Genomic DNA, 22,389 nt, shown 5'->3' on the forward strand with positions numbered 1-22,389 from the left:
TCCCATGATCCTGGTGCTCAACAGCGGCTCGTCGTCGGTGAAGTTTCGTGTCGTGGATCTCAGCGACCCGGGCGCGGGGGAGCGGGGCCTGATCGAGAAGATCGGCGAGGAGGGCGGGGTGCCCGACCACGCGGCCGCCCTCGAACAGGTGCTCGACGGCCTCGGCGACGCCGACATCGAGGCGGTCGGGCACCGGGTCGTGCACGGCGGCGCCCGCTTCACCGCCCCGGCCGTGGTGGACGACGCGGTGCTGGACGCGCTGCGCGAGCTCGTACCGCTGGCGCCCCTGCACAACCCGGGCGGCATCACCGGCATCGAGGCGGCCCGGGAGAAGCTGCCGGACGTCCCGCACGTCGCGGTGTTCGACACCGCCTTCCACGCGACCATCCCACCGGCCGCGGCGACGTACGCCATCGATCGGGACCTTGCCGCGCAGTACAATATCCGGCGTTTCGGTTTTCACGGAACCTCGTGCGAATATGTCGCCGGGCGGACGGCCGCGCTGCTGGAGCGGCGCCCCGAGGACCTCAACCTCATCGTCCTGCACCTGGGCAACGGCGCCAGCGCGACGGCCGTGCGCGGCGGGAAGAGCGTCGACACCTCGATGGGGCTGACGCCGCTGGAGGGGCTCGTGATGGGCACCCGCTCCGGCGACCTGGACCCGGCCGTGCCCGCGTACCTCAACCGGGTCGCCGGCCTGGACTTCGCCGCCGTCGACGACGCCCTGCAGCGCCACGCGGGCCTGCTCGGCCTGGCCGGCGTCAACGACATGCGCACGGTCCTGGAGCGCCGCGCGGCCGGCGACGAGCACGCCGCGCTCGCCTTCGACGTGTACTGCCACCGCATCCGCAAGTACGTCGGCGCCTTCCACGCCGTCCTGGGCCGCCTCGACGCGATCGCCTTCACCGCGGGCGTCGGCGAGCACGCCCCGGCCGTCCGCGCGGGCGCCCTGAGCGGCCTCGAAACCTGGGGCATCACCGTCGACGAGACCCGCAACGCGGCCAACGAGCGCATCATCAGCCCGGACGGCGCCCGGGTGGCCGTGTGTGTCGTCCCCACCGACGAGGAGTTCGCCATCGCGGAGCAGACCGCCGCATTGGTACTGTGACCCCGCGCCTGATCGCGATCGATGGCATCATGCTCCGGTGCGGAGGATCGGTGCGCTCGCCTGTCTGCTGATCGCGGTGTTCGCCCTGTTCGTGGCCGACCGCGCGGCCCGGTCCGGCGAGGACGGCGTGCGCCGCTACGCCGACGGTTCCGCCCCGACCGCGACCCCGCGGGAGCCCCGCGCGTGGTGGGAGGAGCCGCACCCGCCGCGTGACGTGCAGGTCGACGTGGTGGTGCGGGCCGAGGGCGACGAGGTCCGCGTCACGCAGGCCTACGACATCGTGCTGCGCCCCGGCGATCCGCTCGTGGCCCAGGTGCGCACCGGTCGCATCGGCAGCGACGAGCTGGCCTCGCGCCTGGCCGGTGGGTCGGCCCGGGGCATGGCGGTGCTGACCTACGCGAACGCCCGGGACGACGTGCACGCGTCCTTCCAGTCGTCGTACACCGAAGCGGCCGGGCCGGTCACCGTCAGCTTCCAGGTCGTGCCGCTGACGCTGGAGACGCCGGCCGGAGTGCGCCGGACCGTGCGTATCCAGGCCGACGGGTACGCGATCTGGGCAGTCGGCGGTGAGCCCGAGCGCCAGGACCGCACGCATGCCGTGCTGACCGGGACGGGCGCGTTCTCGGTGCGGCTCGACGCCGATGCCGCCCCGCCGACGCGGGACGGCGGCCCGTTGCCGGAGGGCATCGCGTGGCTGCTGGTCATGTTCGCGCCGTGGCTGGCCCTTGCCCCGGTGCGGCGCATGAGGCGGGCCGTCGGCGCGGTGTTCGCGGCCGGCCTCGCCATCGGTGTGACGGTCCTGGCGAGCCGCGCCGGGGCGGTGACCGACCGGGCCGGGGCGGTGCTCGTCTGCGTCGGCGTCCCGGCCGTGCTGCTGACGATCGCCCGGGTGGCGGGTGTCGCCCGGCCGCGGGTGCGGACGCTCGCGATCGCGGCGACGGCGGTGGCCGGGACGGCGCTGGTGCCGGCCGCGCTCGTCGCCACGCAGGCGCCCCCGATGCCGTCGGCCGCCGGATGGGCCCTGCTCTTCGGCCCGCTCGCCGGGGCCGCGGCGATGGCGCTGGCGCGCCGGTCGGCCGTGCTCGGGGCGGCGGCCGCGCTCGCCGGGGTCGCGACCGTGCTCGGCGCCGCGCCGCACGGCTGGGCACCACTGGCGGTCGCGGCGATCGGCGTCATGTGGGTGCTGCCCCTCGCCATCGCGCTGCCGGCGCGCCGGCCCTGGTGGTGGCTCGGCGGCGGGCTCCTCGCCGGGGCGCTGCTCCTGGTGCCGCTGCAACGGCCGGACTTCGCCTGGGATGTGGCGTGGCCGGAGCTGGCCGAGCGGGCGCTGATGCTGGGCAACCTGGTGCTGGCCGGGGCGCTGGTGGTGCTGCTGGCGCGGGCCGGGCGGGACCGGCGGGCGCTGCGGGACCGGGGGATCGTCGTCGCGGCGGTGGTGCTCGTGCTGTGTGTGGCGATCGACGCGGCGCCGTACACCTGGGCCCACGTGGCCGCGCTCGGGGTGCTGTGGGGTGGGCTGCTCGCGCTGGCCGGAAGCGCGCGGGGCCGGCTGGTCTCCGTGGCCACGCACGCGCGGCTGGTGCGGGCCGAGCTGCGGCGCCGGATGCTGCGCGCGGCCGCCGGAGATGTGTTCCGCGGGGCGCGGGCGAAGCTGGCGGGCGGGACGGCGCTGGAGGAGTACGACGAGACGCAGGCCCGGCTCGATGCGGCGGTCGAGCGGGGCGGGCGGCCCGTCGACGGGGTGCCGGCCGGGCACGCCCTGGCCACCGATGCCGGGCGGTCGCCGTGGGCGAACGCGCTGGCCGCGATCGGGTACGCGGCTCCGGCAGCGGTCCTGCTCGTCGCCTACGAGGTTGTGGCCATGGTGCAGCAGGACGACGGCGCGGGGCTGCGGTACCTGTCGCTGCTCGAACTGGCCGACGTGGCCCGGCATCTGCTGCGGTGGCCGGTGTACGCGGGGCTGTTCGGCTACTGCTACCCACTGCTGCGCGGGCGCGGGCCGAACCCCAAGGCGCTCGGCCTCGCCGCCGTCGTGCTCGTGGCCGAGCTGCTGCCGATCCTGGCCGATCCGCGGGCCACGGCCGGCGGGCGGCAACTGGCGATCGCGGTGCTGCTGCGGGCCGGGCAGGTGCTCGTGTTCTTCGTGGTGCTCGGGCTGCTGTGGGAGCGGCGCCTCGCGGTGCTGGCCGACGTCGGGTGGAGCCGGCTGCGTGACATGCGCCGGATCACCACCCTCGCCACGCCCGTCGGCACCGTCGTGCTGACCGTGGTCACGGCGCTCGGGACCGCGCTCGCCGGGGCGGCCGCCGCCGCGCTGATCGCCAGTCAGACGCCCGCACCGCAGGCGCCGCGGCCGGCGCCGTCAAGCAGTCGCTGACGCGCCGACCGGGGTCCACAGCGGGTACTTCGGGGCGCGCCCGTCGCCCGACGAGCGGCCCCGCAGGCGGCGGGTCACCCAGGGCAGGACGTGCTCGCGGTAGTACCGGGCCTCGGCCAGCAGGCCGCTGGACGCCTTCGGGCCGGGGTCGACGCGGTGCGCCGTGGTCGGGTGGCCCAGGGCGGTCAGCACGAGGCTCGCGACCCGCTGGTGGCCGGCCGCGTTGAGGTGCAGGCGGTCGCCCGACCAGTACGGGGCCTTGCGGATCTCCTCGTCGCCGAAGATGTTGACGAAGAGCACGTTGTCGTAGCGCGCGGTCAGCTCGCGCACGGCGGCCGACAGGACGGTGCCCTTGCGTTGGATGACCTTGCCCATCGGCAGGTGCTCGGACGGGTCGGCCCCGCTGAGCAGGAGCATGCGCACGCCCGCCTCGGTGGTCCGGCGCACGGCCGTTTCGGTGAGGGAAAGCAGTTTTTCCATGTCGGTACCGCGGCGCATCATGTCGTTGCCGCCGCCGTTGAGCGACAGCATCGTCGGGGCCGGGTCCAGCGACAGGGCCACGTCCAGCTGCTCGTCCAGGATGGGGCCGAGCAGGCGGCCGCGGATGGCGAGGTTGGCGTACTGCACGGTCTCGCCGGTCGCCTCGGCGATGCCGGCCGCTACGAGGTCGGCCCAGCCGCGGGGAACACCGTCCGCGCGCTCGTCGCCCATGCCCTCGGTGAAACTGTCCCCGATCGCCACATACCGCACGAGCCCATCATGCCCCTTGAAGATCAGCGCCAGCCGCGCGGGTGGCTGGCCGCGCGCGGGCCGCTGCCGCGCAGCTCGCCGCCGGCCGCCTCGGCGAGGATGTCGGCCAGGGCGTCGAAGTCGTCGCGGACCAGGCCGGCCGTGATGCGCACGTGGTCGGAGTCCAGGTGGCTCACCTCGAACGGGGCGCCGGGCGCCACCGCGATCCCGTGGGCGGCGAGCGTCAGCAGCGCCACCTGCTGGTTCGCCACCGCCACCCAGATGTTGATGCCGTCCGCGCCGGTGGCGGTGACCCCGCGCGCGTCGAGGGCGTCCAGCAGCGCCGTACGGCGACGGGCGTATTCGTCGCGGGCCTGGGACACTTGCAGTACCGTAGCCGCGTTTGTCAGCAGTTCCAGCAGCACCGCCTGCAGCAGGCGGGACGACCAGCCCGGGCCCAGGAGCCGGCGATCGGTGACCGCGGTGACGACCGAGGCCGGCCCGCCGATCGCGGCCAGGCGCAGGTCGGGGCCGTGGCTCTTGGAGAAGCTGACCACGTGCACGGTGCGGTCGGGCAGGCGGCGGCCGAGGCTGACCGGCGGGGCCGTGGCGATCGCGCCGGCGTGGTCGTCCTCGATCACCGTGACGCCGGGGTGGCGGGCCAGGACGCGGGCGAGCTTGTCGGCGCGGGCCGCGGTCATGCTCGCGCCGGTCGGGTTGTGCGCCCGCGGCTGCAGGAACAGCGCGACCGGGTCGCAGGCCAGGGCGGCGTTGAGCGCGTCGGGGCGCAGGCCGTGCTCGTCGATGCCCACCCCGACGACGGTGGCGCCGACCGTTTCGAGCAGGTCCAGCGTCGGCGGGAAGGCCGGGTCCTCGACGAGCACGTGATCGCCGAAGCGGACCACGACGCCGGTGATCCGGTCCAGCGCGTCCATCGCGCCGTCGACGACCGTGAGCCGTTCGGGCGGGAAGGGCCAGCGCTCCCGCAGGACCTCCTCCAGGCCCGGCAGGACGGCCCCGTCGAGGTACGACGTGGTCAGCCGGGCGTCGCCGATCCGCTTGAGGGCCTCGGTGAGGCTCGGCAGCAGGTCGTAGTCCGGGATGCCGGTCGAGTAGTCGTGCACCGGGCCGCCGCGCAGCTCGCTGACCCGGGTGCCGAGCTGGGCGTACCGCAACCGCTGGCGCGGCACCGACGGGCCGGCGACGAACGTGCCCGAACGGCCGCGGGTTTGGATGGCCCCCGCGCGGGCAAGGCTGCGCCACGCCTCGCTGACCGTGGTGGGGCTGATGCCGAGCTCGCGGGCGACGTCGCGGACCGTCGGCAGGCGGGTGCCCGGCGGCAGCGTCCCGGCGGTCACGAGCCGGCTGACGGCAGCGGCGATTCCCCGGGCGCTGCGATCGTCGACCGCTCCCGTGATCAGAGCCAGCAAATTACATCTCCGAAACATTCTGTAACGGTGGGACCATTGTCCGCCTAGATTTGTGTCGTTAGTGTCCTACGGCATCTGACCCGATACAAGGTCGGTCCGCCGCCGGGCAAACTCCCCGCCACCGGCCAATGTGGACCGACCAGAGAGGGGTAGCCATGACGATCGTCCGCGCCGCCATCGTCCAGACCAATTGGACCGGCGACAAGGAGTCGATGATCAAGGCGCACGAGGACTACGCGCGCCAGGCCGCCGCCCAGGGCGCCAAGGTCATCTGCTTCCAGGAGCTGTTCTACGGCCCGTACTTCTGCCAGGTGCAGGACTCCGCCTACTACGAGTACGCCGAGTCGATCCCCGGCCCGACCACCGAGCGCTTCCAGGCCCTCGCCGCCGAGCTGGGCATGGTCATGATCCTGCCGATGTACGAGCAGGAGCAGCCCGGCGTCCTCTACAACACCGCCGCCGTGGTGGATGCGGACGGGAAGTACCTCGGGAAGTACCGCAAGAACCACATCCCCCAGGTCAAGGGCTTCTGGGAGAAGTTCTACTTCCGCCCCGGCAACCTCGGCTACCCCGTCTTCGACACCGCCGTGGGCAAGGTCGGCGTGTACATCTGCTACGACAGGCACTTCCCGGAGGGCTGGCGCGCGCTCGGCCTCAACGGCGCCCAGATCGTGTTCAACCCGTCGGCGACGAGCCGGGGCCTTTCCGCGTACCTCTGGCAGCTCGAACAACCCGCCAGCGCGGTGGCCAACGAGTACTTCATCGGCGCGATCAACCGCACCGGCATCGAGGACCTGGGCGAGAACGACTTCTACGGTACGAGCTACTTCGTCGACCCGGAGGGCAAGTTCGTCGGCGAGGTCGGCGACGCCCACAACCCCGAGCTGATCGTGCGCGACCTGGACCTCGACCTGCTGGCCACGGTCCGGGACCGCTGGCAGTTCTACCGCGACCGCCGTCCCGACGCCTATGGGGAGCTGGTACAGCCGTGACGGGTTTGCTCATCAAAGGGGGGACGGTCGTCGGCCCGCACGGGGCCGTTCCCGGCGATGTCCTCGTCGTCGGCGAGAAGATCTCCGCGATCTTCATGCCGGGCGACGGGCCGGTCGAGGGCGACTTCGAGGTGCTCGACGCGACCGGGAAGTACGTGATCCCCGGCGGGGTCGACGCCCACACCCACATGGAGCTGCCGTTCGGCGGCACATTCGCCAGCGACACCTTCGACACCGGCACCCGGGCGGCGGCGTTCGGCGGCACCACGACCATCATCGACTTCGCCGTGCAGCGCACCGGCGAGGTGGTGCAGGACGGTCTGGCCGCGTGGCACGCCAAGGCGGCCGGTGAGTGCCACGTCGACTACGCGTTCCACCAGATCCTGGGTGGCGTCGACGACGAGTCGCTCAAGGCCATGGACCAGCTCGTCGCCGACGAGGGCATCACGAGCTTCAAGCTCTTCATGGCGTACCCCGGTGTCTTCTACAGCGACGACGGCCAGATCCTCCGCGCGATGCAGAAGGCCCGCGACAACGGCGCCATGATCATGATGCACGCCGAGAACGGCCCGGCCATCGACGTGCTCGTCAAGCAGGCGCTGGAACGCGGTGAGACGGACCCGATCCACCACGGGCTGACCCGGCCCGAGGCGCTCGAGGCGGAAGCGACCAGCCGGGCCATCTGGCTCGCGTCCGTGGCCGCGGACTGCCCGCTCTACATCGTGCACCTGTCCGCGTCCAAGGCCCTCGAACAGGTCGCCGCCGCCCGGGACCTCGGCCGCAATGTCTTCGCCGAGACCTGCCCGCAGTATCTGTACCTCACCCTGGAGGACCAGCTGGGCGCGCCCGGCTTCGAGGGTGCCAAGTGGGTCTGCTCCACCCCGCTGCGCAGCAAGCACGAGAGCCACCGCGCCGACCTGTGGAAGGGCCTGCGCAGCAACGACCTGTCCGTCGTCTCCACCGACCACTGCCCCTTCTGCTTCAAGGATCAGAAGGAGCTGGGCATCGGCGACTTCTCCAAGATTCCCAACGGCATCGGCAGTGTGGAGCACCGCGTCGACCTGCTGTACCAGGGCGTCGTCGACGGCCACCTCAGCCTGGGCCGCTGGGTCGAGACGATCGCGACGACCCCGGCCCGGATGTTCGGCCTCTACCCCCGCAAGGGCGTCGTCGCGCCGGGGTCCGACGCCGACATCGTGCTGTACGACCCCGCGGCCCGCACCCGCATCAGCGTCGAGACGCACCACATGAACATGGATCACTCGGCCTGGGAGGGCTACGAGATCGCCGGCAAGGTCGACACGGTCATCTCCCGGGGGACCGTCATCGTGTCCGGCGACACCTACCACGGCCGCAAGGGTCACGGACAGTTCCTCCGCCGGGGACTGTCGGACTACCTGGTCTAGGGGTGAGCGATATGCGAGAGATCAAGCACTGGGTCGACGGGCAGGCCGTCGCCGGCACCAGCGGCCGGCAGCTGCCGGTCTGGGACCCGGCCACCGGCGAGCAACAGGCGTACGTCGTCGCCGCGACCGCCGCCGAGACCGACGCCGCCGTGGCGAGCGCCCTGGCCGCGTTCCCGGCCTGGCGGGCGGCGTCGCTGTCCCGCCGCGCCGAGGTCATGTTCCGCTTCCGCGAGCTCGTCGACGCCAACCGCAAGGAGATCGCGGCGCTGGTCTCGGCCGAGCACGGCAAGACCGTCGCCGACGCCGAGGGCGAGCTGGCCCGCGGCCTGGAGAACATCGAGTTCGCCACCGGCGCCCCGCACCTGCTCAAGGGCGGCTACAGCGAGCAGGCCAGCAACGGCGTCGACGTGTACTCGATCCGCCAGCCGCTGGGCGTCGTCGCCGGCATCACGCCGTTCAACTTCCCGGCGATGGTGCCGATGTGGATGTTCTGCAACGCGCTCGTGTGCGGCAACACCTTCGTGCTGAAACCCAGCGAGAAGGACCCGTCCGCCGCGCTGCTGCTGGCCGACCTGCTGCGCCAGGCCGGGCTGCCCGACGGCTGCTTCAACGTCGTGCAGGGCGACCGCGAGGCCGTCGAGCGGCTCCTGGTGCATCCGGACGTGCAGGCGCTGAGCTTCGTCGGCTCGACCCCGATCGCGCGGGCCGTCTACGAGGCCGGAACCCGGGCCGGCAAGCGGGTGCAGGCGCTCGGAGGAGCCAAGAACCATATGGTGGTACTCCCCGATGCCGACGTGAACGCCGCCGCCGACGCCGCGGTCTCGGCCGGCTACGGCTCGGCGGGGGAGCGGTGCATGGCCGTGTCCGTCGTCGTCGCGGTGGGCTCGGTCGCCGACCCGCTCGTCGCCGCGATCAGCGAGCGGATCGGCCAGATCGCGGTCGGCCCGGCCACCGACCCGGCGGCCGAGATGGGCCCGCTCATCACCCGCGAGCACCGCGACCGGGTGGCCGGCTACCTCGCCGAGCCCGGGGCGGCCGAGGTCGTCGTCGACGGCCGCGAGGCTCCCGTCAGCAGCGGGCCCGGGTTCTTCCTCGGCGCCTCGCTGGTCGACAAGGTGACGCCGGATTCGCCGTTGTACCGCGACGAGATCTTCGGCCCGGTCCTGTCGGTGGTGCGCGCGGACTCCTACGACGAGGCCGTCAAGCTGGTCAACGACAACGAGTACGGCAACGGCACCGCGATCTTCACCCGCGACGGCGGGGCGGCCCGGCAGTTCCAGTACGACGTGGTCTGCGGGATGGTCGGGGTCAACGTCCCGGTGCCGGTCCCGGTCGCCTACTACAGCTTCGGCGGCTGGAAGTCCTCGCTCTTCGGCGACCTGCACATGTACGGCCCGGAAGGCATCCAGTTCTACACCCGCAGCAAGGTCGTCACCTCGCGCTGGCCCGACCCGGCCACCTCCGAGGTCGACCTGGGATTCCCGAAAGTGCGGTGAGCGACCATGGACGTAGGGGTGGTCCTGCAGTGCGACCCGCCCGCGATGGGCGTGGTCGAGTTGGCCAGGAAGGCCGAAGCGGCCGGTTTCACGCATGTGTGGACGTTCGACTCGCACGTGCTGTGGCAGGAGCCGTTCGTCATCTACAGCAAGATCCTCGCCGACACCGAGCGGGTCGTGGTCGGCCCGATGGTGACCAACCCGGGGACCCGGGACTGGACGGTCACCGCGTCGCTGTTCGCCACCCTCAACGAGATGTACGGCAACCGCACCGTCTGCGGCATCGGGCGCGGCGACTCCGCGGTGCGGGTGCTCGGTTCGCGCCCCACCACGCTCGCCGAGCTGCGCGAGTGCGTGCAGGTCATTCGCGAACTCGGCAACGGGCGTGCGGTACACCTGCGGGATCGTGACCTGCAATTCGCGTGGGCGCCCGACTCCCGGCTCGAGGTCTGGGTCGCGGCCTACGGGCCGAAAGCCCTGGCCCTCACCGGGGAAGTGGGCGACGGCTACATCCTGCAGCTCGCCGACCCGGACATCGCGGCCTGGATGATCAAGGCGGTCCGCGCGGCGGCGGAGAAGGCCGGCCGCGACCCGGCGGCCATCAAGTTCTGCGTGGCCGCACCGGCCTACGTCGGCGACGACCTGGCCCATCAACGCGACCAGACCCGCTGGTTCGGCGGCATGGTCGGCAACCACGTGGCCGACATCGTCGAGCGCTACGGCGCCGACGGGGCCGTGCCCACCGTGCTCACCGACTACATCAAGGGCCGCAAGGGCTACGACTACGCCGAGCACGGCCGCGCCGGCAACACCCACACCGACTTCGTGCCCGACGAGGTCGTCGACCGGTTCTGCATCCTGGGCCCGGTCGAGCACCACCTCAAGCGCCTCGCCGAGCTCAAGGACCTCGGCGTGGACCAGTTCGCCCTGTACCTGCAGCACGACGCGAAGGAGTCCACGCTCGCCGCATACGGCGAGCACATCATCCCGGCCGTCAGATGAGACGAGCCCTGGCCGCCCTCGTCGGCGTGGTTGCCTTCGGGGCCCTCTGGGAAGGTTACAAGGCGGTCGGCAACGACGAGGGCACCGCCGTCTTCGGGGTCCGCATCCTCCCGCGGGCCGACGACCTTTCCATGCCGCATTTGTACAGCGTGTTGCAGCGACTGTCCCGGCCCGAGCTCACCGGCGGCCGCGCGATCTGGCGCGTGGTGCTCGACGCGTGCCTGTTCACCCTCGGCGTGACGGCGGCCGGGTTCGCGGCCGGCGTCCTGATCGGATTCGTGCTGGCGGCGCTCATGCAGCGCTTCCGGGTCGTCGAGCGGGGCCTGCTGCCGTACGTGGTGCTGTCGCAGACGGTGCCGCTGGTGGCCCTCGCACCGCTCGTCGCCGGCTGGAGCGGGGCGCTGTCGTTCGGGCCGTACCCGTGGCAGGACTGGATGACGGTGTCCACGATCGCGGCGTACCTCGCGTTCTTCCCGGTCGCCGTCGGTCTGCTGCGCGGCCTGCAGTCCCCCTCGGCGGCCGGCGTCGAGCTGATGCGCAGCTACGCCGCCGGCTGGTGGCGCACGTTCGTCAAGCTCCGGCTGCCCTCGGCGCTGCCGTTCCTGTTCCCGGCCCTGCGGCTGGCGGGTGCGGCGGCGGTCGTCGGGGCGGTCGTCGGCGAGATCTCGACCGGCACCAGAGGCGGGATCGGCCGGCTCGTCATCGAGTACTCCCGCGAGGCCACCACCGACCCCGCGAAGGTCTACACCGCGATGCTCGGCGCGGCCCTGCTGGGCCTCTGTGTCGCCGGGTTCGTGAGTCTGCTCGAGCTTCCCCTCATGCGTCACAGGCGTCGAGTCGAGGTGAACGTCGTATGACGGCGGTGTCGATCGCCGGTGTCAGCAAGGTATTCAACCAAGGTCGCCCCGACGAAGTGGCGGCACTGTCCGATGTGGATCTGACCGTCGACAGTGGACAGTTCGTCTCCCTGATCGGCCCCTCCGGATGCGGCAAGTCGACGCTGCTGCGGCTCATCGCGGACCTCATCGAGCCGACGGCCGGAAACGTGACCGTGGCCGGAAAAGCGGCCGGGCAGGCGCGCCGCGACCAGGAGTACGGCATCGCGTTCCAGCAGGCCGGACTCTTCGAGTGGCGCACCGTGCGGCGCAACGTCGAACTGCCGCTCGAACTGCGCAGGATCCCGCGGCAGCAGCGGCGGACGCGGGCCGAGGAGATGCTCTCGCTCGTCGGGCTGTCGGACTTCGGCGGGCACTATCCGGCGCAGCTCTCCGGGGGCATGCAGCAGCGGGTGGCGATTGCGCGGGCTTTGGCGGTACACCCGAATCTGCTGCTGATGGACGAGCCGTTCGGTGCCCTGGACGAGATGACGCGCGAGCGGTTGCAGACGGAACTGCTGCAGATCTGTGCGGCGACCGGCACCTCGACCGTCTTCGTCACCCACTCGATCTCCGAGGCGGTGTTCCTGTCCGACAAGGTCGTCGTGATGTCGGCCCGCCCCGGGCGCATCACCGCTTCGATCGATATTGCTTTTCCGGCTCGCGATGACTCGACCAGGCAGTCGCCTGAGTATTTTGAGTTTGTCACCGCCGTGCGGAAAGCGCTGCGGTCATGAGACGGATGCTGCCGCCGGTGCTGGTCGGCATCCTGGGACTCGCCGGATGGGAACTCGTGGTCCGGCTGGGCCGCATCGCGCCGTTCATCCTGCCGGCGCCGTCGGCGATCTGGGCCGAGCTGGTCGAGCAGCGCTCCAACGTGCTCGACGCGGCCCTGGCCAGTGGGGCCAACGCGCTCGTCGGGCTGATCGGCGGTACCGTTGCCGCGGTTCTTGCCGCTCTTGTCACGAGCCGGGTGCGGCTGCTCAGCGAGGTGTCGGTGCCGTTCGCGGCCGTCGTGAACGCACTGCCGATCATCGCGCTCGCGCCGATCCTCAACAACATGTTCGAATCGACCAGCAGCGTGCCACGCCGGCTGGTCGCCGGGATCATCGTGTTCTTCCCGGTCTTCATCAACACGCTGCGCGGCCTGCGGGAGGTCGACCCGACCCACCGCGAGCTCATGACCAGCTACGCCGCCGGCTCCTGGACCTTCGCAAGACTGGTCCGGCTCCCCGGCGCGCTGCCGCACCTGTTCACCGGCCTGCGGCAGGCCTCATCCCTCGCGGTCATCGCCGCGGTCGTCGCCGAGTACTTCGGCGGTCTCCAGGACGGCCTCGGCGCGCGGATCACCTCCGCGGCCGCGTTCACCGCCTATCCCCGGGCGTGGGCCTTCGTCTTCGGCGCCTGCGTCCTCGGCCTGGTCTTCTACCTGACCACGCTGTTGCTCGAACGTCTCGCCATGCCCTGGAAGGCTCGTTTCTGAGGGGTTCTTTTATGCGGAAGTACGCTGTTGTCATCGCGGCCGGGCTCCTCCTGTCCGCCTGCGGCACTGCTGATTCGACGTCCCCCACCACCCCCGCCGGCGCCGGCGGCATGACCACCGTGAAACTGCAGTTGCAGTGGTTCTACCAGGCCCAGTTCGCCGGCTACATCGCCGCCGTCGACAAGGGCTTCTACAAGGAGCAGGGACTCGACGTCCAGCTCCTGGAGGGCGGCGTCGACATCGTCCCGCAGACCGTCCTGGCCCAGGGCAAGGCCGACTACGCCGTGGCCTGGGTCCCCAAGGCCCTGGCCTCGCGCGAACAGGGCGCCGGCATCACCGACGTGGGCCAGATCTTCGCGCGCTCCGGCACCTACCAGGTCGCCTTCGCCAGCTCGAACATCAAGTCCCCGGCCGACTTCAAGGGCAAGAAGGTCGGCAACTGGGGCTTCGGCAACGAGTTCGAACTCTTCGCCGGCATGACCAAGGCCGGCCTGGACCCCGGCAAGGACGTGACGCTGGTCCAGCAGCAGTTCGACATGCAGGCGCTGCTGAAGAAGGAGATCGACGTGGCCCAGGCCATGTCCTACAACGAGTACGCCCAGCTGCTGGAGGCCACGAACCCGGCCACCGGCAAGCTGTACCAGCCGGCGGACTTCCAGATCATCGACTGGAAGACGGTAGGTTCGTCGATGCTGCAGGACGCCGTGTGGGCGAATACCGAGAAGCTCAAGGACAAGGCGTACCAGGACCAGACCGTGAAGTTCCTGACCGCCACGATCAAGGGCTGGGCGTACTGCCGCGACCACGCCGAAGAGTGCCGCGACCTGGTGGTGGCCAAGGGCTCCAAGCTCGGCAAGACCCACCAGCTCTGGCAGATGAACGAGGTCAACAAACTCATCTGGCCCTCGACCGGCGGCATCGGCCTGGTGAACGAGGCCGACTGGACGCGCACGGTCGACATCTCGATGACCACGAAGAACCAGACCGGCGACACAGTCCTGAAGAAGAAGCCGGAGGGTCAGGCGTACACGAACGACTACATGCAGAAGGCCCTCGACGCCGCGAAGGCCGCGGGCGTCGACACCACGGGCTCGTCCTTCGCCCCCACCCCGGTAACCCTCACCGCCGGCGGCGCCTGATATCGCCTGGTTCGGGTCAGCGGAATGTGCGTGATTTTGGCAGACTGCCCCGCATGTCCGAGGACCTCGCAACCCCGGAGCCGGCGCCTCCCAAGGCGCCGGCCACCCGGTGGGGCATCATCGCCCTCGTCGTCGTGGCGGTGCTGACGGTGCTGGGCGGCGCGACGGCCCTGATCCTGACCCGCCTGAGCGGCGCACCCCTGACGTCGCCGTCGCCGCGGTACGTGTCGTGCATCCAGTTCGGCACCAGCGACAAGGAGTACTGCGACCGCTTCGTCGACGACATCGCCCGCCGCGACGAGCTCACCCAGGAGCAGCGCGACGCCCTGGAGCCGGACGCCAAGCGGGCCCGGGAGGCGGCCCGCAATCCCGCCCTCTGCCGCGACCTGGCCCGCGGCCTGGAGAACCGGCAGTTCGCCCAGTGCGCGGGCGTGTCCTCCGGATCCGACCGCGGCGCCGGCCGCGCCCCGACGCCCGCCGACGCCGAGGCGATCAGGCTCGCGCTGGAGCAGGCCGGCTTCCCCGGCGCCGTGGTCCGGGTGGCCCGCGACAACGACCCGGCCCCGCACGGCACCATCCTCTTCGCCGTCCCGATCGGCGACGCCTGCCTGCTCGGCTACCAGGCCGCGGGCTCCGGGGGCGGCGGGTTCACCCTGCAGGGCCACCTGCCGGGCGGGCGCTGCCTGCGTGACTGAGGTCTCCCGTAAGTGGTCGTGGCCAGGGCCGGGCCGGGGTCGTTCCCTGATGTGTCGTGGTGGTCGCCGGACCCATGCTTGAGGCATCAGATTTTCCGGTACCTCTTTCCGGTACCTTGACAAGGGAGCGACACAATGGAAACCGTCTACGGCTCGATGCGCCAGCACGGCCTGGTCCGCCCGACGCAGGGCCGGCTCCTGGGCGGTGTGATCGCCGGCCTGGGGCAGCGCTTCGGGATCGACCCCTGGCCGGCTCGGCTGCTGTTCGTGCTGATTCTGCTGGCGATTCCGGGCTCGCAGATTCTGATCTACCCGATCCTGTGGATCCTGATGCCGTCGGAGACTTCGGTGGCCCCGATCACGCCGATCACCCCGCAGGCTCCGGTCGCCTGACAGCTCTACCCAACCCCGCGGCGCCGCGATCGTGACCACCCGGCGCCGCGAGACGTCCCGGCCCGACCGCCTGGCGATGCGGGCGGGGCTGCTGATCTGCGGGGGTGGCGCGGTGTGGGTACCGTGCGGGGAGATCGATTGGCAGGAGGTCGTCCCCGGTGGCGGACAGCGCGTTTCAGGACTGGCTGGTCAGCGACAGCTGGCAGGACTTCAGGCAGCAGCGGGCGATTCGTGAGATTGAGTATTCGCTCAACGATCAGCGGGCCGAGAGCCGGGCGTTGCGGTCGCAGCTGTCGCGGGTGCAGGGGTCCATCGAGCAGCGCCTGAGCCGGCTGATTTCGTCGTTTGACGCGTTTGTCGAGCTCAGTGACCTGCGGGCCGAGCTTGCGGGGTTTGATGAGGCGGCGCGCGCCCGGTACCGGATGCGGCAGGTCCTCGCCTATCGGGCCGGAGCCGCCCCTGCTCTGCCCGCCGCGGTTGAGGATGTCGACGGGTACTGGCTGTCGGCCGCCGCCGCCGCACTGGCCGCGCTCGCTCGGGGGGACGATGCCTCGGCTGAGCTGGAGCGCGCGAGTGCTCGCGATCACCGGCGTACGGCGTTGCTCATGGTCATGTCCGGGGCCGACCTCGATGTGCGCTGGGTCAGTGCCGCCTTTCCCGAACTGCTCGCTGATACCAAACTGACCGCCGCCGAGCGGGGGATCTGGACCGCCGCGGCCGACGGGCTGCTCGGCGAGGCGGCGCTCGAGGTCGTTGCCGGGCGGCTGGCCTCCTTGGTCGGCGGGCTGGGTGAGGAGCGGCGGGCGTCGCTCGATCGGTGGCTCGTCGACCGGGTGCATGCCCTGCCGTCGATGGTGCCGGTTACCGGTGTGTCCTCCTCGTCCGAGCGCAAGGCCGTTGCCGGACTGACCGCCGGTGCCCGGCTTGCCGCCCTTCGGCAGTGGGCGGAATCGACGGCCCCCGCCACCCCAGGAGCCGGCCTTTCGGCCGCGACCGGCGAAGGCGTCGGCGGCGGGTCGAAGTCGGCGGGTGTGGACGGGGCTGGGGATGGGAGTCGGGCGGCGTTGGTGGCGTTGTTGCCTGGGCTCGTGGATGAGGGCAGCGCCGAGGAAGCGCCGACGTTGCGGCGGATCGCGGAGCTGCGGGCGGTCATTGACGATCGGGAGGTCACGCCCGCGGTGAAGTGGTCTGATCCGGTGGGGCTGCCGCTTGATCTGTTGGTGAAGGACGCGTTCGGGGAGGCGCCGGGGCCGCGGGCCTTGGCGCGGCGGGTGCTCAAGGAGCGGGTGCTCGCCGTCGGGGAGGCGTTGCGCGCCGAGGCCGAGGTTGCCGGGCCCGAGGAGCAGACGATCGCCGTTGAGCGGCAGTCGGTTCGGGTGCGGGCCAACGGGCCGGCGCCCGCCGACATGGATGCGGTCTACCGAGTGATCGAGGAGCGTCATCCCGCTGGGGCCGCCAGGGTCTGGGTGCGGTACGCCTGGTTCGCGGCGGCCGTCGTCGCGGTCGGCCTCGCCTTCGCGGTGCCGTTCGGGTTCGGGGTCGTGCTGGTCCTCCTCGCGTTGGTGTTCGGGTTCGTGGGGGTGCGGCGGATCTTCGCCGATCGGATGGAGGTCAACGAGCGGAACGAGCGGTTGCAGGGTGCCCGGGAGCGGGCCGACAAGGCGGTCGAGCAGGAGCGGCAGTCCCTGGGCGAACTGCGCCGCCGGCTCGATGAGACCCGTCGCAGGGCTCCCGAGGAGTTGTCCGGCCTCCGCGCCGCCCTGGCCGAGTGAGGTGCCTACACCCCGATCACGCCAAGCCCAGAAGACCCGGAAAAGCTAGACAACATAAGCGTCCGCGACGTCCAAGGCATCGTCGATCGCGTCAAGGCCGCGCAGCAGGTCCTCCTCCGAGATGATCAGCGGCGGCACCACGTGGACGCGGTTGAAGTGGGTGAAAGGCCACACTCCCCGCGCCTTGCACGCCGCGACCACCTCGGCCATCGGGCGGGCCGCCGCGCCTGAAGCGTTGTACGGCACCAGCATCTCCCGCGTCTCCTTCGAGCGCACGAGCTCGATCGCCCAGAACAAGCCGAGCCCGCGCACATCGCCGACCGAAGGGTGGCGATCCCGCAGCTTCTCGAGGCGCGGGCGGACCACGCGCTCGCCCAGATCCCGTACCCGCGAAGGAATCGACTCGTCCTGCATGACGCCGATCGTGGCCACAGCGGCCGCGCACGCCAGCGGATGGCCGGAATACGTCAGCCCGCCGGGGAACGGACGCTCCGCGAACGCCTCGAAGACCCGCGGGCCGAGGATGACGCCACCGAGCGGTACATAACCGGAATTGACGCCCTTCGCGAACGTGATCAGGTCGGGCACCACCGACCAGTGGTCGACCGCGAACCACTCCCCGCACCGCCCGAACCCGCTCATCACCTCGTCGGCGATGAGCAGCGCGCCGTGCCGGGAGCACAGCTCGCGCACGCCCGCCAGGTAGCCCGGCGGCGGCACGAGGATCCCGTTGGTGCCCACCACCGGCTCCAGGATCACCGCCGCGATCGTCTGCGGCCCCTCCAGCATGAACACCTCCTCGAGGTGCTCCAACGCGCGCGACGCCTCCGAAGCGGCCGAAGTGCTGTGAAAGGGTGACCGGTACGCGTACGGCCCGAAGAACCGCACCACGCCAGGCATGGCCGGCTCGTTGGCCCACCGCCGCGGATCCCCGGTGAGGGTGATCGATCCCGTGGTCGCGCCGTGGTAGGAGCGGTACGCGGCGAGAATCTTGTGTCGCCCGGTCGTTCCCCGCGCCATCCGGATCGCGTGCTCGTTCGCCTCGGTGCCGCCGTTGGTGAAGAACACGTGCGAGAGGTCCCCGGGCGCGATGCCGGCGATGAGCCGCGCGGCCGCGCTGCGCGCGGCGTTGCCGAAGGTCGGCGCGATCGTGCACAGGCGCGCGGCCTGCTCCTGGATCGCGGCCACGACCCGCGGGTGCTGGTGGCCGAGGTTGAGGTTGACCAGTTGCGAGGAGAAGTCCAGGTAGTGCGTCCCGGCCTCGTCCCAGAAGGTGGCGCCGAGACCGCCCTCGACCACGACCGGGTCGAGCATCCGCTGGGCGGACCAGGAGTGGAAGACGTGTGCGCGGTCGTCGCGGTAGGCGTCGGTGCGGTGTTCCGTCATGGGCTGACGCTAATGGCACACATCGCGCCGTACAATATCCGCTCTGTTTCAAAATGTTCCCGGACGTATCCTGTCGCCATGCAGATCACCTCGGTGCGGGAACTGGAGGAACTGCTCGGGTCGCCGATGCCCCGGGCCGTCAGCAAAGAGCGCGACCGCCTCTGCCAGACCGATCTGGACTGGCTCGGCCTGTCCCCGTTCGTCCTCGTCGGCACGTCCGACGCGGAGGGCAACTGTGACGTGTCGCCGAAGGGCGATCCGGCCGGTTTCACGTATGTCATTGACGAGTCCACGATCGCGATCCCCGAGCGCCCCGGCAACCGGCGGGCCGACGGCTTCCACAACATCCTCGCCAACCCGCACGTCGGGCTGATCTTCCTGGTTCCCGGCCGCCGGGAGACGCTGCGCATCAACGGGCGGGCCCGGCTGTTCACCGACGCGCCGTGGTTCGACGAGCTCGTCGTCGAGGGGCACCGGCCGATCATGGCCCTGGTCGTCGACATCGACACGATCTTCTTCCACTGCCAGAAGGCGTTCATGCGCTCCAAGCTGTGGAAGCCCGAGAGCTGGACGCCGGAGGCGCTGCCGTCGCACGCCAAGCTGGTCAAGAGCGTGCAGGACACGGCGGAGACGGTGGAGGAGCTCGAGGCGTACTACGCGGAGAGCAATTACGCGCGCGGCCTCTATTAGGGGCTTAGCCCCACTGTGCCCAGGTGCGAAAACGGCCAGAATGGCGAGCATGAAGCCGTGGCCGTTCGCGAAACGAGGGCTGGTCGCCGTCGCGCGGGTGGCGGTGGCCGGCATCCTCGGCACGCCCATCCACATCGTGCTCGTGCTGCTCACCCTCATCTCGCTCGCGACCACGGTCGTCGGCGTCGGACTGGTGCTCGCCCCGCTCGTGCAGCTGCTGGTGCGCGCCTACGCCGACCTGCGCCGGTGGATGGCCCGCGAGTGGAGCGGCGTGGACATCCCCCGCCCGTACCGGCCCCGGCCCGACGGCGCCTGGATCGGCACCCCGAAGCGGTGGCTGTGGCTCGTGCGCGACCCCGCGACCTGGCGCGACCTGCTATGGCTGGTCGGGGGCGCACCGCTGGGCCTGGGGTTCGGCTTCGGATCCGCGATCCTTCTCGTGTACGGCCTGCAGGGCGTCATCCTCCTGCCCGTCATCATCAACCTGGTCTCCGGCGACGACACCGGCTACGGCGTGACGTGGCCCCTGAACCAGGTGAGCTGGGGCTCCGTGCCGTTCCAAGGGGCTCTGATTACGGCCGGCATCCTGTATGCCGCGCCGTGGCTGCAATGGGCGCTCGCGAAGTACGACCAGAGCCTCCTCGGCCCGACCAGCGCCGCGGTGCTCACCCGGCGCGTCGACCGCCTGACCGAGACCCGCACCCAGGTCGTCGACGCGCAGGCGGCCGAGCTGCGGCGCATCGAGCGCGATCTGCACGACGGCGCGCAGGCCCGGATCGTGGCGCTCGGCATGAGCCTGGGCATGGCCGAGGACCTGGTGCTGCACGACCCGGCCGCCGCCCAGCAGCTGATCGCCGAGGCGCGGGAGGCCAGCGGGCTGGCCCTGGCCGAGCTGCGGCACCTGGTCCGGGGCATCCATCCACCGGTACTGGCCGAGCGTGGCCTGGTCGGCGGCCTGCGCGCGCTGGCCCTGACGATGCCGGTGCCGGTCGTCGTCGAGGGCGAGCTGCCCGGGCGGCCCCCGGCGCCGGTCGAGTCGGCCGTGTACTTCGCCGCCGCCGAGGCCCTCGCCAACGTGGCCAAGCACAGCGGCGCGCGGGCGGCCTGGGTATCGTTGTCGTACCTCGGGGGAGCGCTCTACTGCAGCGTCAGCGACGACGGCGTCGGCGGCGCGGCGCCCGGGTCGGGCTCCGGCCTGGCCGGGGTCGAGCGCCGGCTCGCCGCGTTCGACGGCAGCCTGCGCCTCGACAGCCCGCCCGGGGGCCCGACCGTGCTGACGATGGAGCTGCCGTGCGTGTTGTCATCGCCGAAGACCTCGCCCTTCTCCGCGACGGGCTGATCCGCCTGCTCGGGGCGTACGGGTTCGAGGTCGTCGCGGCGGTCGACAACGGCACCGACCTGCGTTCCGCGCTGCTCGGGCACCGGCCCGACGTGGCCGTCGTCGACGTGCGCCTGCCGCCGACGTTCACCGACGAGGGGCTGCGCGCCGCGATCGCCGCCCGCGCCGAGGTGCCGGGCCTGCCCGTGCTCGTGCTCTCCCAGCACGTCGAGCAGCTCTACGCGCGGGAGCTGCTCTCCGACCGCCGCGGCGGCGTCGGGTACCTGCTCAAGGACAGAGTGTCCACAGTGGGCGAATTCGTCGAGGCGGTGCGCCGGGTCGCGGCCGGCGGCACGGCCATGGACCCCGAGGTCGTCTCCCAACTCCTGGCCCGCAACGCCGGAGCACCGACCCGCGCGCTGACCCCGCGCGAGCGCGAGGTGCTCGGCCTGATGGCGGAGGGCCGCTCCAACGCCGCCATCGCCGGGCGCATGTTCGTCACCGAGAAGGCGGTCGGCAAGCACATCAACAACATCTTCGGCAAGCTTGGCCTGCCCCCGTCCGAGGACGACAACCGCCGCGTCCTCGCCGTCCTGGCGTTCCTCAACGCATGAAACGTCACGCTATTACGGAGCTCTTCACCCGTCGGCCCCCGTCCGAGGACGACAACCGCAGTGTCCTCGCCGTTCTGGAGTCCCGCAACGCATGAAACGTCACGCTTTTACGGAGCTCACCGCCCGCCTGCGCGCGGCCGGCTGCGTGTTCGCCGAGGAGGAGGCCGAGCGGCTGCTCGCCGCGGCATCCACTGTGGACGAATTGGAGACGATGGTGGCGCGCCGGGTCGCCGGGCATCCGCTCGAACACGTGCTCGGGGTGGCGTTTTTCGCGGGTGTACCGTTCGCGGTGGCCGATGGCGTGTTCGTGCCCCGGCACCGCACGGAGCTGCTCACCGCGACCGGCCGCGGGCTGCTGTGCGACGGGGGAGTGGTGCTGGACCTCTGCTGCGGCACCGGCGCCCTCGGCCTGGTCGTCGTGCGCGGCTTCGCGGGCGTGCGCCTGGTGTCCACCGACATCGATCCGGTCGCCGTCGACTGTGCGCGCCGCAACCTCGACGGGGTGACGGAGGAGGTCTTCGCGGGCGATCTCTTCTCGGCGGTACCGTCGACGCTGCTCGGATCGGTTGACCTGCTGCTGGCGAACGTGCCCTATGTGCCCACCGCCGAGATCGCCTATCTGCCCGAGGAGTTCCGCGTGCACGAGGCGCGCGCGGCCCTGGACGGCGGCGCCGACGGGCTGGACGTGCTGCGCCGGGTCGCCGCCGAGGCCGGGGGCTGGCTGGCCCCCGGCGGCGCGCTGCTGACCGAGGCGGGCCCGGCCCAGCTCGGCACCGCCCACGCGCTGCTGCGCGCGGGCGGGCTGAACCCGTACACGGTCACCGACGAGGAGTCGGAGACCAACGTCGTCGTGGCTGTGCGCGAGCCGGGTTAGACGTTCATGGCCACGCGCTGCCCGAGCTCGTGGCTGATCCGCTCGAACGTGCCCGCGTTCTCCTGCTTCTGCACCAGGTTGGTGCGCAGGATCTGCGCGCACTGCAGCTCGCCCATGAGCAGCGCCTTGTCGATGAGCCCCTGGTACATCGCGATGCCCATGTGCGCCAGGCGCGTCTCGGCGTCGACGGTGTAGATCTCCATCGCCTCCATCGACGGCGACTGCTGGGCGAACGCCTGGAACTCGGCGCGCATCCCGTCCATCGCCATGCAGGGCACGTCGTCGGGCTCGGACTCCATCATCGCGAAGCACGTCTCGAGGTTCTGGATCTTCTGCTGCCCCTGTTGCTGCTGGGCGCGCAGGATCTGGGCGAGCGGGCTCTGCTCCGTCCGGCCGAGGATCTCCCCGATCATCTGGTTGCTCTTGTGCTCGGCGTCGTACATGCCCGACAGCTCGTAGAGGAACAGGTCGGCCGGGTTGTCCATTGGCATGCGCTTCTCCCTGTCTCGGTTGAAGACGGCTCTTCTTGGGACGCAACGGCCCTACCCGTAATTTTCACGGCCGCTGCGCTGGTCGCGGGGTGGGCCGCGGGTGGTTCGTTGACCCCTAC

Annotated in this window: 21 protein-coding genes; 17 read left to right on the forward strand and 4 right to left on the reverse strand. The window is 71.4% G+C overall.

Translation table 11 applies throughout. The features are described 5' to 3' along the window. Window positions 1-4: 4 nt before the first annotated feature. Both ACQP00_RS12285 and ACQP00_RS12290 read left to right on the forward strand, forming a co-directional pair. Window positions 5-1,108, forward strand: coding sequence for an acetate/propionate family kinase (locus ACQP00_RS12285; RefSeq protein WP_433218370.1), 1,104 nt, complete (start codon window positions 5-7; stop codon window positions 1,106-1,108). Window positions 1,109-1,145: 37 nt separating this feature from the next. Next, a complete protein-coding gene (locus tag ACQP00_RS12290; protein ID WP_433218372.1) occupies window positions 1,146-3,485 on the forward strand; it encodes a hypothetical protein in 2,340 nt (779 codons plus the stop codon). Here ACQP00_RS12290 and ACQP00_RS12295 read toward each other — a convergent pair. Next, window positions 3,471-4,235: an SGNH/GDSL hydrolase family protein gene (locus ACQP00_RS12295; protein WP_433218374.1), complete on the reverse strand. Its 765-nt coding sequence runs from the start codon at window positions 4,233-4,235 to the stop codon at window positions 3,471-3,473. The genes ACQP00_RS12290 and ACQP00_RS12295 overlap by 15 nt on opposite strands. A 23-nt stretch (window positions 4,236-4,258) precedes the next feature. Next, entirely contained in the window at window positions 4,259-5,644 is a 1,386-nt protein-coding gene (locus ACQP00_RS12300; protein ID WP_433218376.1) for an aminotransferase class I/II-fold pyridoxal phosphate-dependent enzyme, read from the reverse strand. Window positions 5,645-5,799: 155 nt separating this feature from the next. On the opposite strand from ACQP00_RS12300, the gene ACQP00_RS12305 reads away from it, so the two are divergent. The 11 genes from ACQP00_RS12305 to ACQP00_RS12355 all read left to right on the forward strand — a co-directional run bounded on the left by ACQP00_RS12305 (window position 5,800) and on the right by ACQP00_RS12355 (window position 16,897). Next, complete coding sequence (locus tag ACQP00_RS12305; protein ID WP_433059170.1) at window positions 5,800-6,636, forward strand: nitrilase-related carbon-nitrogen hydrolase; 837 nt, start codon at window positions 5,800-5,802, stop codon at window positions 6,634-6,636. Beyond that, the gene (gene hydA / locus ACQP00_RS12310; RefSeq protein WP_433218378.1) at window positions 6,633-8,042 is read left to right on the forward strand and encodes a dihydropyrimidinase; all 1,410 of its coding nucleotides are present in this window, start codon (window positions 6,633-6,635) and stop codon (window positions 8,040-8,042) included. The genes ACQP00_RS12305 and hydA overlap by 4 nt, the downstream gene beginning before the upstream one ends. An 11-nt stretch (window positions 8,043-8,053) precedes the next feature. Then, window positions 8,054-9,538, forward strand: a complete 1,485-nt coding sequence (gene mmsA / locus ACQP00_RS12315; RefSeq protein ID WP_433218380.1) for a CoA-acylating methylmalonate-semialdehyde dehydrogenase — start codon at window positions 8,054-8,056, stop codon at window positions 9,536-9,538. A gap of 6 nt (window positions 9,539-9,544) precedes the next feature. Continuing rightward, the gene (locus ACQP00_RS12320) at window positions 9,545-10,540 is read left to right on the forward strand and encodes a TIGR03842 family LLM class F420-dependent oxidoreductase (protein ID WP_433218382.1); all 996 of its coding nucleotides are present in this window, start codon (window positions 9,545-9,547) and stop codon (window positions 10,538-10,540) included. Next, window positions 10,537-11,397, forward strand: a complete 861-nt coding sequence (locus ACQP00_RS12325; protein WP_433218384.1) for an ABC transporter permease — start codon at window positions 10,537-10,539, stop codon at window positions 11,395-11,397. Before ACQP00_RS12320 ends, ACQP00_RS12325 begins: the two co-directional genes overlap by 4 nt. After that, the gene (locus ACQP00_RS12330) at window positions 11,394-12,152 is read left to right on the forward strand and encodes an ABC transporter ATP-binding protein (RefSeq protein WP_433218386.1); all 759 of its coding nucleotides are present in this window, start codon (window positions 11,394-11,396) and stop codon (window positions 12,150-12,152) included. Before ACQP00_RS12325 ends, ACQP00_RS12330 begins: the two co-directional genes overlap by 4 nt. After that, window positions 12,149-12,898, forward strand: coding sequence for an ABC transporter permease (locus ACQP00_RS12335; RefSeq protein WP_433218388.1), 750 nt, complete (start codon window positions 12,149-12,151; stop codon window positions 12,896-12,898). The genes ACQP00_RS12330 and ACQP00_RS12335 overlap by 4 nt, the downstream gene beginning before the upstream one ends. An 11-nt stretch (window positions 12,899-12,909) precedes the next feature. Beyond that, on the forward strand, window positions 12,910-14,037 hold the full coding sequence (locus ACQP00_RS12340) for an ABC transporter substrate-binding protein (protein WP_433218390.1): 1,128 nt from the start codon (window positions 12,910-12,912) through the stop codon (window positions 14,035-14,037). A gap of 53 nt (window positions 14,038-14,090) precedes the next feature. Further along, window positions 14,091-14,732: a DUF6993 domain-containing protein gene (locus ACQP00_RS12345; RefSeq protein ID WP_433218392.1), complete on the forward strand. Its 642-nt coding sequence runs from the start codon at window positions 14,091-14,093 to the stop codon at window positions 14,730-14,732. A 135-nt stretch (window positions 14,733-14,867) separates the two neighbouring features. Further along, window positions 14,868-15,125, forward strand: coding sequence for a PspC domain-containing protein (locus ACQP00_RS12350; RefSeq protein ID WP_433218394.1), 258 nt, complete (start codon window positions 14,868-14,870; stop codon window positions 15,123-15,125). 158 nt (window positions 15,126-15,283) lie between these two features. After that, window positions 15,284-16,897: a hypothetical protein gene (locus ACQP00_RS12355; protein ID WP_433218396.1), complete on the forward strand. Its 1,614-nt coding sequence runs from the start codon at window positions 15,284-15,286 to the stop codon at window positions 16,895-16,897. 45 nt (window positions 16,898-16,942) lie between these two features. Here the strand turns inward: ACQP00_RS12355 and ACQP00_RS12360 are convergent, their stop codons facing one another. After that, window positions 16,943-18,283: an aspartate aminotransferase family protein gene (locus ACQP00_RS12360; RefSeq protein WP_433218398.1), complete on the reverse strand. Its 1,341-nt coding sequence runs from the start codon at window positions 18,281-18,283 to the stop codon at window positions 16,943-16,945. A gap of 78 nt (window positions 18,284-18,361) precedes the next feature. On the opposite strand from ACQP00_RS12360, the gene ACQP00_RS12365 reads away from it, so the two are divergent. The 4 genes from ACQP00_RS12365 to ACQP00_RS12380 all read left to right on the forward strand — a co-directional run bounded on the left by ACQP00_RS12365 (window position 18,362) and on the right by ACQP00_RS12380 (window position 21,779). Then, window positions 18,362-18,973 (forward strand): pyridoxamine 5'-phosphate oxidase family protein, encoded by a 612-nt coding sequence (locus tag ACQP00_RS12365; RefSeq protein ID WP_433218400.1) that lies wholly within the window; start codon window positions 18,362-18,364, stop codon window positions 18,971-18,973. Window positions 18,974-19,022: 49 nt separating this feature from the next. Next, window positions 19,023-20,312: a sensor histidine kinase gene (locus ACQP00_RS12370; RefSeq protein ID WP_433218402.1), complete on the forward strand. Its 1,290-nt coding sequence runs from the start codon at window positions 19,023-19,025 to the stop codon at window positions 20,310-20,312. Next, the gene (locus ACQP00_RS12375; protein ID WP_433218404.1) at window positions 20,264-20,905 is read left to right on the forward strand and encodes a LuxR C-terminal-related transcriptional regulator; all 642 of its coding nucleotides are present in this window, start codon (window positions 20,264-20,266) and stop codon (window positions 20,903-20,905) included. Before ACQP00_RS12370 ends, ACQP00_RS12375 begins: the two co-directional genes overlap by 49 nt. Window positions 20,906-20,996: 91 nt before the next feature. After that, entirely contained in the window at window positions 20,997-21,779 is a 783-nt protein-coding gene (locus tag ACQP00_RS12380; RefSeq protein WP_433218406.1) for a putative protein N(5)-glutamine methyltransferase, read from the forward strand. Here ACQP00_RS12380 and ACQP00_RS12385 read toward each other — a convergent pair. Beyond that, a complete protein-coding gene (locus tag ACQP00_RS12385; RefSeq protein WP_433218408.1) occupies window positions 21,776-22,270 on the reverse strand; it encodes a ferritin-like domain-containing protein in 495 nt (164 codons plus the stop codon). The genes ACQP00_RS12380 and ACQP00_RS12385 overlap by 4 nt on opposite strands. Window positions 22,271-22,389 lie beyond the last annotated feature (119 nt).

This window comes from Dactylosporangium sp. CS-047395, from assembly GCF_050942185.1.
Taxonomy (GTDB): domain Bacteria; phylum Actinomycetota; class Actinomycetes; order Mycobacteriales; family Micromonosporaceae; genus Dactylosporangium.